Annotated in this window: 14 protein-coding genes; 8 read left to right on the forward strand and 6 right to left on the reverse strand. The window is 58.6% G+C overall.

Annotation, left to right across the window (positions count from 1 at the left end; translation table 11 throughout):
- Position 1 precedes the first annotated feature (1 nt).
- The 7 genes from ACXAET_RS13700 (at position 2) to ACXAET_RS13730 (ending at position 7,083) form a co-directional block, all read left to right on the forward strand.
- On the forward strand, positions 2-2,551 hold the full coding sequence (locus ACXAET_RS13700; RefSeq protein ID WP_475185976.1) for a glycoside hydrolase family 9 protein: 2,550 nt from the start codon (positions 2-4) through the stop codon (positions 2,549-2,551).
- Positions 2,552-2,714: 163 nt separating this feature from the next.
- Positions 2,715-3,143, forward strand: coding sequence for a hypothetical protein (locus ACXAET_RS13705; RefSeq protein WP_475185978.1), 429 nt, complete (start codon positions 2,715-2,717; stop codon positions 3,141-3,143).
- Complete coding sequence (locus ACXAET_RS13710) at positions 3,140-3,805, forward strand: MotA/TolQ/ExbB proton channel family protein (RefSeq protein ID WP_475185980.1); 666 nt, start codon at positions 3,140-3,142, stop codon at positions 3,803-3,805. The genes ACXAET_RS13705 and ACXAET_RS13710 overlap by 4 nt, the downstream gene beginning before the upstream one ends.
- Before the next feature lie 31 nt (positions 3,806-3,836).
- Positions 3,837-4,163: an ExbD/TolR family protein gene (locus ACXAET_RS13715; protein ID WP_475185983.1), complete on the forward strand. Its 327-nt coding sequence runs from the start codon at positions 3,837-3,839 to the stop codon at positions 4,161-4,163.
- Positions 4,160-4,537, forward strand: a complete 378-nt coding sequence (locus ACXAET_RS13720) for an ExbD/TolR family protein (RefSeq protein WP_475185985.1) — start codon at positions 4,160-4,162, stop codon at positions 4,535-4,537. The genes ACXAET_RS13715 and ACXAET_RS13720 overlap by 4 nt, the downstream gene beginning before the upstream one ends.
- Positions 4,534-5,691, forward strand: a complete 1,158-nt coding sequence (locus tag ACXAET_RS13725) for an energy transducer TonB family protein (RefSeq protein WP_475185987.1) — start codon at positions 4,534-4,536, stop codon at positions 5,689-5,691. The genes ACXAET_RS13720 and ACXAET_RS13725 overlap by 4 nt, the downstream gene beginning before the upstream one ends.
- A 369-nt stretch (positions 5,692-6,060) precedes the next feature.
- Complete coding sequence (locus tag ACXAET_RS13730) at positions 6,061-7,083, forward strand: porin (protein ID WP_475185989.1); 1,023 nt, start codon at positions 6,061-6,063, stop codon at positions 7,081-7,083.
- Positions 7,084-7,140: 57 nt separating this feature from the next.
- On the opposite strand, the gene ACXAET_RS13735 is transcribed toward ACXAET_RS13730, so the two are convergent.
- From ACXAET_RS13735 to ACXAET_RS13755, 5 genes are read right to left on the reverse strand one after another with little or no spacing between them, the layout of a single operon-like run.
- Positions 7,141-7,683: a DUF3833 domain-containing protein gene (locus ACXAET_RS13735; RefSeq protein ID WP_475185991.1), complete on the reverse strand. Its 543-nt coding sequence runs from the start codon at positions 7,681-7,683 to the stop codon at positions 7,141-7,143.
- Positions 7,680-8,297, reverse strand: a complete 618-nt coding sequence (locus ACXAET_RS13740; RefSeq protein ID WP_475185994.1) for a DUF3833 domain-containing protein — start codon at positions 8,295-8,297, stop codon at positions 7,680-7,682. The genes ACXAET_RS13735 and ACXAET_RS13740 overlap by 4 nt, the downstream gene beginning before the upstream one ends.
- Positions 8,294-9,517: an MFS transporter gene (locus ACXAET_RS13745; RefSeq protein ID WP_475185998.1), complete on the reverse strand. Its 1,224-nt coding sequence runs from the start codon at positions 9,515-9,517 to the stop codon at positions 8,294-8,296. The genes ACXAET_RS13740 and ACXAET_RS13745 overlap by 4 nt, the downstream gene beginning before the upstream one ends.
- Positions 9,517-10,062: a hypothetical protein gene (locus tag ACXAET_RS13750; RefSeq protein WP_475186002.1), complete on the reverse strand. Its 546-nt coding sequence runs from the start codon at positions 10,060-10,062 to the stop codon at positions 9,517-9,519. The genes ACXAET_RS13745 and ACXAET_RS13750 overlap by 1 nt, the downstream gene beginning before the upstream one ends.
- Positions 10,025-11,347, reverse strand: a complete 1,323-nt coding sequence (locus tag ACXAET_RS13755) for an NAD(P)/FAD-dependent oxidoreductase (protein ID WP_475186005.1) — start codon at positions 11,345-11,347, stop codon at positions 10,025-10,027. Before ACXAET_RS13755 ends, ACXAET_RS13750 begins: the two co-directional genes overlap by 38 nt.
- 165 nt (positions 11,348-11,512) lie before the next feature.
- Here ACXAET_RS13755 and ACXAET_RS13760 point away from each other — a divergent pair, with 165 nt between their 5' ends.
- A complete protein-coding gene (locus ACXAET_RS13760) occupies positions 11,513-12,238 on the forward strand; it encodes an SDR family NAD(P)-dependent oxidoreductase (RefSeq protein ID WP_475186009.1) in 726 nt (241 codons plus the stop codon).
- Positions 12,239-12,241: 3 nt separating this feature from the next.
- Here ACXAET_RS13760 and ACXAET_RS13765 read toward each other — a convergent pair whose 3' ends face one another.
- Positions 12,242-13,894: a DUF6504 family protein gene (locus ACXAET_RS13765; RefSeq protein WP_475186014.1), complete on the reverse strand. Its 1,653-nt coding sequence runs from the start codon at positions 13,892-13,894 to the stop codon at positions 12,242-12,244.
- Positions 13,895-13,924: the final 30 nt, after the last annotated feature.

Here is a 13,924-nt window from a genome sequence, read left to right on the forward strand (position 1 = left end):
AATGAGGATATCCCGACGTGCGGTTTTGCTGCAGGGCACAGCGCTTGCTCTGTCCGTTCCGTTTCTGAACCAGATGGCCCTGGCAGAGCCAGACGCCGATGGCATGGTCGGATTTGTGGGTGAGGACATCGTTCAGCTCACCGTCATTGATACGTTATTTGAAATCTCGCCTGTGAGTCCGGTAACCCAGCGGGATGACCGGGCGTGGTACCCCGATCCGACGGATAGTTTTGGATCGCTCGGGCAGCTCAACGGTGTAGAAGGGTATTTCTCGGGGTTTGCCAATACCGCGCTGCCGCAGGGTTTTACCGAATGGCCGAGGGTGATCAGCGACACCCGGCGGTCTGGGTTCCAGATGACCACGGGAGTGTTTCAAAAGCATATCCCCGTTGATCAACCCGACCAATGGCGCGTTACCATCGACGGAAGTCCGGCGAACGTCGTGTCGGTCTATCGCAAATCCGTACCAATCCGCACGAGGGCAGTTGCCAAACGCAAGTGGGACAGCACCAAGCGGCACAACCTGACCCTGATGCTGGACCGTTCCATCCCGGAGGGCGCAGTAGTTGTGCTTGAGGGGCCATCGGTGCCAGCGGTCAGTCAGCGCAAGTCGCCCGAAGTCTTCAACGAAGCGCTGCATGTGTGTCACGCAGGGTATCCGCTAAAAGGCCCGAAGAAAGCTTACATTGGGGCATGGTGGGGGCACGACAATGTGGGTCAGTCGGGCAGCACCGATGCGCTATTGTCCCAGAATACCGAATGGGCAGTCCTTTCAATCGCAGACGGCGCGACGGTTCGCACCGGCAGACTGACCCTTGCCAAACCCGCGTCCGAGCCGCATCGGAACGGTCAGAATTTCAATGGCTGCGACATATACGAGGCGGATTTTTCGGACCTGGACGAGGACGGAGAATTCATCCTTCAGGTCGACGGTTTCGGTCGGTCGTTTCCATTCCGGGTCTCAGCCGCGCCCTATGCGGAAACGCTGCGACTTGCGGCACGTTGGTATTTTCATCAAAGGTCGGGGTGCGAGATCGCCGAACCCTTCGGCGAAGGCCGGACCCGTCCGCGCAACGGCCACCCCGAGGATGGCCTGACCGTTTGGCAAACCGAAATTCGCTTGGGCAACACCGGTGAAGGGTATGGCAAGGCCGGGGCAAGTGGGCTTTTGTCTGAACAGCCCGTAGGTGTGACTGGTTTCGACAATGTTCCTGTATCGGCACGCGCGCAGGACAATCCCGATGCCTGGGGTGGATGGCATGACGCCGGGGACTGGGATCGGCGCATTCAACACATGGATGTCGTCTATCACATGGCCAATATCATCGAGGCTTTCGACTATACCCGCGCGCTACACCTGAACCTGCCCGAAAGTGGCAAGCCGTTCGCTCACCCTGATGTAAAGGCGCGCAAGGACGCGACTGATCGCGGTGACGGGATGACTGTTTTGCCTGACCTTATACACGAAGCGCTATGGGGCATCTCATTGTGGCGTAGAACCCAGGGTGAAGACGGGGCGATTATAGGTGGCGTGGAGTATTCCAATCCAGGCATTTTCGGATCGGTGTCATGGAACCCCGTGCAACTGACCTATGCCTACGCCCCCGAGGATTGGGCTGCATATAATTTCGCGCTGAGCGCGGCAAAGCTGGGTCATGTCATCAAACAGATTTGCGGAGATTCCGCACTGGGCGGCGCCTTGATACAAGAGGCCACGCGGGCCTGGCACTGGGCAGAACAGGATTTTCTCTCCGACACTGCCGAACCGCGCGATCCCAACGCGGTCGAAGTCATCAATCGGTCGCGCGTGGCTTCGGCTGCGGTTGTATATCGGGCCAGCGGCGATACAGCGGCCCGCGATGTGTTCGAAGCGCACAACCCCTTTGTACCACGGGCTGAATCCCCGGCAGAGGGGGTCAAAAGGGGAATATACTCCCACGCTTACCTCGAATACGTGCTGGCGGCGCGGGAGAGGAGGCTGGCAGATCCGGAAATCGTTGACGCAATCGAAGGCTGGATCAGGTATCGCGCCAGACGCTCGGAACGCATGGGGGCTGATTTCGGCCTGCACAATACCGACACCTATCCGTGGGGGCGGGGGTGGCTGCGGTTTGGTCCCGGATCCAATTGGCGGGCCGGAGAAATCGCGATGTTCTTCTCGATGAGCAAGCAGTTGTCACCGGAAATGTGGGATGCCGTAACCGAAGGGATGTGGTTCGGCCTGGGTTGCAATCCGTCGAACACCAGTTTTGTGCAAGGGTTGGGGCACCGGGACTTCGCCGACCCGCTGATGACAGATGAAAACGGCAAATCTCCGATACCCGGGCAGATCAGCTTTGGCGTTGCAGGCGGCAAGCTTCACCAATGGGAAGAACGCAAGACGTCGGGTGCGATTTACCCACCCAATCAAGACGACTGGCCGATTTATGCGCAGATTTTCGAAAGCCAAAGCATTGCGATTTGCTCTGAACATGGGGTGAAGTCCAACGCGTTGGAGTGGCTGGTGGCCTGCGCCATGGTTAACGCGGGAAGTCCTGAACCGTCTCAGTGATATTTTTCATCGCAGACCCTGCTGCCCCTACAGGGTTGAACGGGCCAAAAATCGCTCTTTATCATATAGGCAGCGGCAACCCTTTCGCGCCCCAGCGGTCTTGGATAAGACGGTTGCAGCGCCGTCAGAGCTTAGTCTGACTCAGTTAACCAGGAGCGCATTCATGAAGTATCGTCGTCCGGTGTTTGCAGCTCTTTTCTGCGCGCTGCCTTTTGCGGTTCAAGCTCAATCCACGCAAGACACGCCGGGGCTCATGATCGAGCTGAACGCAGTTGAGACTGTCGAAGGTGCCTGTCGGCTAACTTTTCTGGTCGAAAACGAAACTGAAACCGCGATTGATACGGCCGATTACCAGGTTGTGATCTTCGATGCCTCGGGTGTGTTTGAGCGCCTGACCCTTTTTGGGTTCAGGGATCTTCCGGCGCAGCGTCCGCGCGTGCGCCAATTCGATGTGCGCGGCCTGTCCTGTGAAAACCTAGGGCGGGTTCTGATCAATGGTCTAAGCGGCTGTACCGTCGAAGGCGCAGAAAGCGATATCTGCGACGAAACACCGACCCTGAACAGCCGTACAGAAGTGGAGCTTTTGGGATGAGTTTTCTTGACGCCCTGCGCGAAATCCTGGCCCTGGGCGGGCCGGTGGTGGCAGTCCTGATCGCGATGTCAGTGGTGACGCTGGCCGTCACGTTTTACAAGCTTTGGCAGTTCGCCGCATCAGGTGTAGGGCGGCACAGGGTGCTATCGCAGGCGTTGCAGGCCTGGGACGCCGGGGACAAACAGACCGCCCGCGCGCGGCTGGCAGAAAGCCACAGCTATCTTGCGCCGCTCGTCGGTGTTGCAATGGATGCGCCCGACACGCCCGGTTTGGATCAGCGATTGGACGCTGAGGCGGGGCTGGCGCTGGCCGGGCTTGAACGTGGCTTTCGCCTGCTGGACACGGTGGCGCAACTGGCGCCGTTGCTGGGTTTGTTCGGAACCGTGTTGGGCATGATCGAAGCATTCCGTAGCCTGCAAGCTGCGGGTTCCTCAGTTGATCCGTCTTTGTTGGCAGGGGGAATATGGGTGGCGCTGGTAACGACCGCTGTGGGCCTTGCTGTGGCGATGCCAACCTCGATGGTGTTGTCCTGGTTCGAAAGCCGTACCGCGCGCGAACGGGTTTTTGCCGATAAGGCGTTGCGCACCGTTCTGGTGCCGGGGCAAGCGATCTCGTTGACCGAAGACGCGCAGAGCTTGGCGACCACGCCCGGACATGCGTAACATCGCACCCTTTGTCAGACGGCCGCTGGCGATGACGCCGCTCATCGACGTGATCTTTCTGCTGTTGTTGTTCTTCATGCTGACCTCGACCTTCTCCAAATATGGTGAGATTGAGTTGAGCGGCGCGACAGGCGGGCGTGCGACATCTGACGTGCCTCAGGATCGGGCGTTTGTTCAGTTGGGGGCTGACACGCTGGTTCTGAACGGTGCGCCGGTAACACTGGACGATCTGACGGCGCAGGTGACTACAGGTCAGGTGTTAATCGACCTTGATCCCGACACAACGGCACAGCGGCTGGTGGACGTGCTGGTTCTGCTGCGCGGGCGTGAAGGTCTGAGTGTCTTGGTGCTGGAATGATCCGCTATAGCCGCCCCCGCCGCAAACGCGACTCGACTATCGCGCTGATCAATGTCGTGTTTCTGATGCTGATCTTTTTCTTGATCGCGGGTACGGTGGCGACGCCTTTGGACCCAGACCTGAATCTTGTCGATACATCTGAACTTGAGGGGCGCGAGCCGCCCGACGCGCTGGTGCTGCATCGGGATGGGCGGCTCAGCTTTCGGGGCACGCCAGTAGACCCCGAAGCCTACATGGCTGGGCGCGACCCGGGGCCGGTGCGTATCGTTCCTGATCGTGACGCACCGGGTGCCCGGCTGATGGAGGTGACAGGCGCGCTGCGCCGACTTGGTGCATCATCGGTGTTTGTTGTCACAGAAAAGGCACTGGAATGATCCGGGGGTCCGTGATCGTTGCGGGCTTTGCTGCTCTGCTGTCGTTGTTACTGCACCTGATGGGGCTAAGTCTGACCGCGCCCAGATTGGCAGACCAGCCAACCGCCAGCGGTGCGCCAGACAAGGTTGAACTTGGAAGCAGCTTTGAGGATCTGGTCGACGCTGTTGCGGAACCGGTTGAACCGCAACCGGTGGAAGCACCTGAACCGCCTGTCGACGAACCGCCCGAACCTGCGCCCGAACCCGCTGAGATTCCGACCAGCGAGGTACACGTGGCCTCGGACAATCCACAACGCACATTTGCGCCGGATACAGGCACCTCGGAGGTATTGCAGCCTGTCGCACCCGAGCCGGTGGAGGCTGACACTCCCGAATCCGAAGACACCACCGACGGTGATCAGAGCGCCAGTGACGACGCGGACGAGACACCGCCCGAGACCGCAGAGGCTGTCGAAACACCCGAGGGCAACCCTGAAGTTACCGAGCCGGTCGACGAGGTCCCCGCCGCATCCCAACCTGCCGAGACCGAGCAGCTTGCCGCCCTACCGGACCCGACCGACGAAACCGTGCCATCAGTTGTTCCCGTTGTTCCGTTGGAAAGCGAGACGGAGGAGGCCGAAATTGCCGCGACGCCGGTCGAGCCAGTGCCAGACGCATCCGAGAACACTGAAACCTCAGAGCTGGCCGTAACCTCTTCGATCCGCCCGCCGCGTTTGGATCGCCCTTCGCAGCCTGACCGACAAGGAACACTGAACGGAGCCCGTGATTTTAGTGCCCTTCGGTTCCCGTCCCGTGAAATTGAATCGCCTCTGACCACCTACAGACGCCGGGGTGTCGATACATTCACCTCGGGCGATAGTGGAACCCGGTCTGGCGGGCGCGGACCCGGAAACTCGGACAGAACCAATTATGCCGGGCGGGTTCTGGTCCACCTGAACCGCGCGCCGATCGTCTACACGGCGGCACGCGGGTTTGCGAAAGTGTTTTTTGAAATCAACCCGGACGGAACCCTTGCCTGGGTTGATGTCGTTGACAGTAATGGCACGCCGGATGTCGAGCGCGCTGCCAAGGCGCAGGTCCGCGCGGCCTCACCCTTTCCAAAACCACCCGGAGGCGTGAGCCGCAAACTCTCTTTTGTATATTCCAGCAACTGATCGGACGCACTGGTCTCAAACTGATTCGACTTGGCATTTGTCTTCGAACAGGGCGGCCAGACCTCGCGCAGATGTGTTTGTAACGGACAAAAACGCGAGCGTTGCGGCAGGACGTTAATGATTGAAAGATTTAAAGACCAACGGCCATTTTTCTGAATTCAACTTTTTGTTAAGCGGGCGTGAAATTATTTAAACAATTGAAAACAAACAAACAAAGAAATCTCATTTTCAGAGCTGTGTGCAAAGCTGCAACGCAAGACTGTACTGGAAAGTTCGGATTTTCCCATGCGGTTGTCTGGCCGCTGAGTTTGTTCGATTAGGCAATCGCCACGCTCTGTGGCGACTCCTCTCAAACTAAATGGAACTACCATGAAAAAGATTCTCATTGCATCGACCGCTCTGATGGCGACCGCAAGCGTTGCAGCGGCTGAATCCGGCGTCAACTTTGGCGGCTACGCCCGTTTTGGTCTTGGCTACGTGGAAGACCGTACCGGCACCGTCGAAAACTTCAACACAGTTGGTGGTGTGATCACGTCCACTGATACTGCCACTGTCGATACCGACAACACCGCCCTGATATCGCGGTTCCGCCTGAGCATTGACGGCTTCACTGAGACGGACAGCGGCATTCGCTTTGAAGCCCGTGTTCGCTTGCAAGCTGATGACAACCCATCAATCGGCGAACAGGAAAGGGCTGGTCTGAACGGCGCTCGCTTCTCGGTCATCTACGGTGGCCTGCGTGTAGATGCCGGTAACGTTGCCGGTTCGTTCGACAATCTGGATGATTATTTCGGCACCGAAATCGGTCTGGAAGACTTCCTGGGGCAGTATTCAGGCGTGAACTACAGCTTCCTCGAGTACACCTCGACAGGGTCCGGCGCGAACGCGGTATTTGTCGAATATAGCGTCGGTGATTTGTCCGTATACGGATCGTATGACCAAAATACGATTGGTGTGAATGGCCGAAAAGACAGCACAGACCGTTGGGACGTTGGCGCGAGCTACACTTTTAACGACTTCATTACTGCATCGTTGCTCTACGGTGAAACCGACTTGGCAACTGGCGGTGACGAAAGCCTGGCCCTCTTCACCCTGGGTGTAGATATGGGAGATTTCTACGGCACATTGTTCCTGGCTGATGATGATGTTGACAATGACGACGAAAACGGCACGGCGTACGGTTTCTCGGTTGCCTACAACGTAGGTGCTGCGACCACGCTGGAACTTGCATACGGTGACGGTTCGGCTGAAGATGATGAGCGTTTCATCGGTGCCGGTGCAATCTATGATCTGGGTGGCGGCGCCTCACTGCGCGGCGGTGTTGGCGAGATCAAAGAAGGCGATGAGGATGGTATTATCCGTGCCGACTTCGGTGTCCGCTTCAACTTCTAAGTTGACCTGACTTGATCAGTTGAACGGGCGGGTTTTCGAACCCGCCCTTTTTTCGGGCTATTTCTTTTCGAAAAACAAGATGACCTCGCCCAGACGGACGCCGAAGCGCGAGACATAGGCGCGGTTCAGCAGACGATCATCGGTCAGCAGCCACATCCAATCATCAAAGTTCACGCGCATCGTGCCGTCTTTCACCGGCAGGTCGATCTTATATTTCCAGTTGAACGTATCGCCACGCTCGACCCCGCTGGCGGTGCCCAGCACGCCGGGTGCCGTACCAGTCCAGGTGTCTTCGCCGGTTTTGGTCAATGTCCAGATGCGTTGTTCGGTAGCACCGTCGTCATAGACAAAGTCCTCGACCAAGGTCAGGGTTTCGCCATCCCAGGTTCCGTCGATGTCGACGGTAAAGCGGCGGGGTACATTGCCCAGAACATCCTGAAACTGACCGTAGGCAACAGTTTTTCCTTCAAAGAACTCTTCAAGGTTCAGTTGCCGGTCGGACAGAAATGTCTTGGGGACGCGCGGTTTCGCGGAACAGGCGGCCAAAGCCGCAAGCCCCGCGATGGCAAAACCCAGGATCAGAACGCGGCGTGCAATCATTGAACGGTCCTCTGCTCCGCCGCCGCGTCATAACCGTTGGTACCGCTGATATGGGCGGATTTGGTGTCCGGTGCGGGACGCATTGTGGCGACCAGTTCAGCAACCTTGAGGCCAAACTTGCGCATTTCCGACCGGTTCATGATCACGCCATTTTCAGTCAGATACATCCAATCGGTGACATCCAGCGTGTGCCCGCCCGCGTCCTGCGGCAGGATTATGCGATAGGTTAGCTTGACGGTCGAACCCGCTATGGTTCCTTTGCCTTCGCCAACGATATCATCTGCCGTGGCGGTAAACGTGTTGCCGGTCCCAAGCGTCAAATGCCATTTTCGGGTCATTTTCTTGCCGTTGGAATAGGTGAAATACTCGGCCAATGTACCGGTATTTCCGTTCCATTCCCCGACCATGCGGGCCACAAAGCTGTTCGACATTTTGCCATTGGGCCCATAGATCAACCCTTCGGACATGATTTCACCGTTCAGAACCTCTTTCATTCTGAACTCAGGGCCGGTGCCGGAATAATCGGTGGGTGATTGCGATCTGAAGCTCAGGAAACGGTTCTTGACGGCTAGAAGAACGAGGATTGCGAGCAAGAAAACAACAAGCGTATTCATTTGGCTGTAACCTCCGTGGGCAACGTCAGGACCAACCCGAACGCGCCAAGTTTCAGGATGCAGGGCAGTACGGCATACGCGATGGTGAGCGTCCGCAAGGCTTCGGCGGAATTCGCCTGCCCCGGCGTGAAACCGCTGCGTTCCAGCAACGGCAGGGTGAAAAAGGCAGCCAGCGCAAGGCCCAGCTTGCCTGCAAAAGACCAGATGCCAAACGCGGCCGAGGCGTTCAGTCCCGCACGCGTCAGCACGACCGAAAACATGGCGGGCAGCACCACCATATCCGCCCCAAGCGCTGCACCTGAGGCGAGGCAGATCAGGGCAAAGCCTGTCAGGTTCCCCGCCGACAACATGGCTGCACCGACGAAACCGGCGATCGACAGTGGCATGGCAATCATCAATGTCTGTTTCGCGCCAATTCGGTTGCTGAGTTTAGCCCAGAGCGGCACGGTCGCCCCGGCGCTTAGGAAAAACAGGATCAGCAGTGGTCCGGCTTTACCAGGCAGTTGCAGGCGGTCCTCAACAAAGAACAGAAACAGAGTTGATGTGATGGCGACTGGCAGGCTGTTGATCAGCGCCAGAAACAAAAGGCGCAAGGCGCCCGCTTGACCAAGCCCCGCAAATGAAAGTCCTTCACCCGTGATCGGTGCGCGACGCCACATTGGAAGCGTCATGATCAGGGTAAAAATTGCCAGTACCCCCAGAAACAGACCAAACGCGGGATAGCCTTGTGCGCTGGCCCCCAATGCCACCAACAAGGCCGGGGCGCTTGCCGCAAGAACAACTCCGGTCAATTGTCCGCCTTCGCGCCAGGCGGCCAGTGTCATAAGTTCTTTCGGGTCAGTGCGTTTTGCCAAGGTCGCGCTTCGGCCATACAACAATATGGTGCCCACGCTGTAGGCCGAGAACAAAAGGATCAAAACAGACACTAATGCAGAGATACTTGCCCCCTCGGGTAAACCAAACAGCAAGGGAAAACCCAGCGCCAGGCCAAACGCAGCGACAGCAGCAAACAGGGCTTGCGCGCGCGGCCAACGGTCGATGGCCCAGCCGATCAACGGATCCTGCACCAGATCGACCAGTCGGATTACCAGCAGAACGGTACCGATCACAGCCAATCCGATACCCAGATTGACGGCGGCAAATCGTGGCAAATGGATATACAGCGGAATACCTGCTGCCGCCAACATCAGGGCGTATAGGCTGACCCGGGGGTAAAGCATCACTGGCCTTTCAATTGCCGGGTGAAGCTGGCTGATCTGGTGTCATTGCCAAGGAAGATGGACATAAATGCCCGCTTGGCCCCCGGGTAAGACAGGGTGCAGGTTTTTTGGCCGTTGCGCCAAAATCCAACCTGGTTCGCGCCTTCTGAGATGGCCACGTAATTATCGCCCCGGCTGACGCCTTGGAAACACTGCTCCAATTGACCTGCGGTGGGCGCTGGATTGCCCTGACGCGCCATCTCATCGAGCGTCGACTCTACCAGGGCTTTTTGTTTTAGATTCTTGCGGTAGGTCAGTTGAATCCCAAAATCTTCATTCCAATTGAACGCGTCACCCTGCGGGGTGAAAAGCTTGGCGTCGTAAACCGGCACACCCAAAAAGCGGAATGTCGCGCTGCCCTTAAGCTGCGCGTCCGACAGTGTTTGCGTGATAGGCGACGCCGACACAACGCCCGGTGCCATGGCAACAATTGACACCAGCGCCGCGCTGCGGAGGTCAGGTATCAGCCTAAGCAGGAATGACCGGGTCTTTTTCAAGCGTTCCATTGTCAGCTCCGAGTGTTTGTGGGGTGCCATTCAAACGCTCAACAACATGCATCGCGCTGGCAATCCCATCTTCGTGAAAGCCGTGCCGATTGTAGGCGCCGGCAAACCAAGTTCGGTTCTGTCCCTGCATCTCGCGGATTTGCCCCTGGGCTTTCAGGGCGGCTTTGTCAAACACCGGATGGGCGAATTCGACCTTGTCATAGATTTTATCCGCGGGAATTTCCGATGACGCATTCAGCGTCACGAACAGCGGGTCGCTGTCCGGAATGTTCTGCAGCCGGTTCATCCAATATGTCACACCGACATTTCCGGCTTGTGACCGATAGGTCCAACTTGACCAGCAGGCGCGCCGCCGTGGCATCTGGCCCGGGTCACAGTGCAAAATTGCGGTGTTTGGCTGATAACGGATTGACCCTAATGCGGTCTTTTCTGCATCCGTTGCGGCCTCGCCTAGAATCGACAGCGATTGATCGGAATGGGTGGCAAGAATGATCTCATCGAACAGATCGGCCTGTCCTTGGCTGTGTACCGTTACGCCGGTTTCGTCCCGGTGAATGTGATCAACCGGGCAGGCCAGGCGTATTTCACTGCCACGCGCCCGCAAAGCAGCGTCAATCCGGCGGACATATTCGATACTTCCGCCCTTTACTGTGTACCACTGATGCTGATTGGCCCGTCCGCTCGCCAGAAGGGCATGATTGCGGAAGAACTGCACCAAAGAGCGGGCCGGGAACTGGTCGACAAACTCCACCGGGGTGGACCAGATGGCACCGCACATGGGCATCAGGTAATTGTGGCGGAACCAATATCCAAGGCGAAGCTGATCGACCAACTCTCCGATCGTGGTGTCATCATCCTTGGCGGCCTCGGGCGCTTCTTTTCCAAACCGCAGGATGTCCGCGATCATCTTGTAGTAAGCCGGCCGTGCAAGATTGCGCTTCTGCGCTGTCAGGGTGCGCAGGTTGTTCAGGCCGTACTCGATACGACCGTCGTCAATCGTGGCTCCAAAACTCATTTCAGATTTGATCACCGGCACGTTTAGTTCGTCAAACAGACGAGTCAGATACGGATAGGTGACATAGTTGAAGACGATAAAACCGGTATCGACCGGCTGATCACCGTTCTTGCCAGCAAGAACAGTGCGCGCGTGACCACCAAGGCGCGGCTCGGCCTCAAACACGGTCACATCGTTGTTTTCTGAAAGATAGTAAGCAGCCGACAGACCGGAGATACCTGCACCTACTACTGCGATTTTCTTGCGTACGCCTCGGGTTTCGTCGAACATGCCATCCTCTATATGCGACATTTTACAATAACATACGCATCGTATGCGGGGATGGATCAATCGGGTTGAATGTTTTCTTGGTGGGCTGATGCGCTGTTGCCCGGGATGTGATCCAGACGTTCTGCCCAACCGTAAAACACCCATCACAACGAAAACGGACGAGTAATGAGCAGTTTCAGCGGAAAAACCTATTGGATTATTGGCGCCAGCGAAGGGCTGGGCCATGCGCTGGCTGAGACGCTAAGCCGTCAGGGCGCGCGGCTGATACTGTCTGCCCGGAATGCAGACCGCCTGGCTGAAATCTGCGATACGCTGCCCAATGCGCAATCCGTACCGTTTGACGTCACCGATCTGGACGCCGTGCGCCGCGCTGCGGTCGAGGTCGCTGACGTTGATGGGCTAGTTTACAATGCGGGCGCTTATGAGCCGATGCGCACGGCTGATTGGGATACCGAGGCGGTATTGTCGATGACAGACGTGAACTATACTGGCGCGTTGCGGGTCCTGGGTGAAACAGTGCCGGGGTTTGTGCGCTCGGGCCGGGGGGATATCACCTTGATCGGATCGCTTTCAGGCTATCGTGGGTTGCCCGGAGCTGTGGGGTATGCGGCCAGCAAAGCAGCCCTGATTTCTCTGGCAGAGACGATGCGGTTCGATCTTGCCGGAACTGGCGTAACCGTGCGGATCGTCAACCCGGGTTTTATCAAGACCAGACTGACCGAGAAGAACGATTTCAAGATGCCGATGCTAATGACGCCCGAAGATGCAGCCGAGCGGGTGGCCAAGGCGATGTCACGACGTCGCTTTCGCACGGACTTCCCAGCGCCGTTTTCCTGGGGAATTCGCTTGCTGGATTACCTGCCGGATCTGATGGTCTATCGCGGAAAATAGACTCTAACCAAACTGCCCCTGACAGAACCAGCCCGCCGACATGGTGCCGCCATGGCCGTAGAACAGCCACAACCGCTCCCCCTGTTCCGTCACCACCACCCAGTAATCCCGGACGCCGCTGCGCCAATTGGGGTCGTCCAGCCACCATTCCGGTGCGATCCGCTCTGGGCCGGTGGCCTGCGCCAGTTGCCAGTCACGCCCACGCCAGCGAAAGGCGCTGGGCACTGTCGGGGTTTCCGGGGCCATGACCGGTTCGGGTTGCCACATCAGCAAGGGTCGCGGGCGGGGCGACGGGGGCCAGTCGCGTGCCGGTTCCGACCATGCAGCCGCCAGCGTCTGCGCGGTTTTTTCGGGAATATGAGAGGCCACGGGATGATGCCGCGTGATCGCCTCCAACCCCACCCGTGCGCCCAGCTTGCCGATGAGGTCATCGACAGCTCTGTTACCCTCCAATCGTTCGCGGGCCACGCGGCGGGCCTCGGCATGGCCTGCCATGGTACGGGCGTGGATGGGCTCGGAGTGGATCGCCTCCAGCCGCAGCATGTCGATACCATAGCCCGCATCGATCTCGTCGATCTTCATCTCTAACAAAGGGCGAATGCGGTGTTTGTCATAGGTTGGACGGGCCAGACCGACCTCGACAATCTCAGCCGCCTGATCGGCGCGGTGCGCCTCCAGCCGTAATGTCCGCACGCCGCGCCCCTTTTCTTCCAGCTTGGTGCAGAGCGTCGGCAGCATCCGGTCGATGGCGGCCATCACGTCGTCGATCAGGCCGATCGGATTGGGCAGCGTCATCCGCACCGCAAAGTGATGCGGGGGCCGCGCGGGCGAAATCGGCTCGGGCGCGCTGCCCATGGCCTGATCCAGCCGCAGGACCAGCCCGCGTCCAAACCTGCGGGCCAACGACGCGCGCGGCTGGCCCAGCAGATCGCCGATCCGGCGCAGCCCCAGGCGGTTCAACTGCGCGACCACTTGATCTTCAAGCCGCAGCGCCGCGATAGGTAGAGGGCTGAGCGCACCATAGGACTGCCCCGGCGCGGCAATCCGTGCACCACCGCCCAAGGTCATCACCTGTGGTGCGGTTCCACCCTTGGTCCAGTGCCGCCGCTTGCCCGCCCGGGCGCGGGTGGCGCGGGCCTCTTGGCTGATGGCGTCGCCGTTGCGGTCGGATGTGGCCTCTTGCCCGGCATAGCGCGCCAAAGCCCAGGCCGCACCCAGCGTGTCGGCGATGCCCATCTGCACGCTCAGACCCATATCGGCGCAGTCGACCTCAAGAACGTTCAGCAGCGCCTCTTCCCCGCCAAACAGATGCGCGCAGCCCGACAGGTCGACGATCAGGCCATCTGGGGATTCTTCGGCAACCCACGGGCTGAACTTGCCCGCCCAGCGGCGCAGCGCGGTCAGAAATGCAGCCTCGGCCGGGGTGTTGCGGGGGCGTGTCACAAGGTTTGCGCACATGGCATGGGCATCGCGCACGGGCTGGCCCACGCGCAACCCAGCGGCTTGGGCTTCGGCGTTCAGCGACGTGACAACCTGCATATTCGATTGTTCCGCCACCACAGCCAAAGGCCCATCCTGCAGCCCCCGCGCAGCGCGGATCAGCCGTTCAGCCCCCAAACGGGGAAACCACAGGGATAATATTCGGCGTTTTGGCATCGGGCAGACATCAAAATGTTCTTACTTTGT

It is taken from the genome of Ruegeria sp. AWH4_226 (assembly GCF_056159225.1).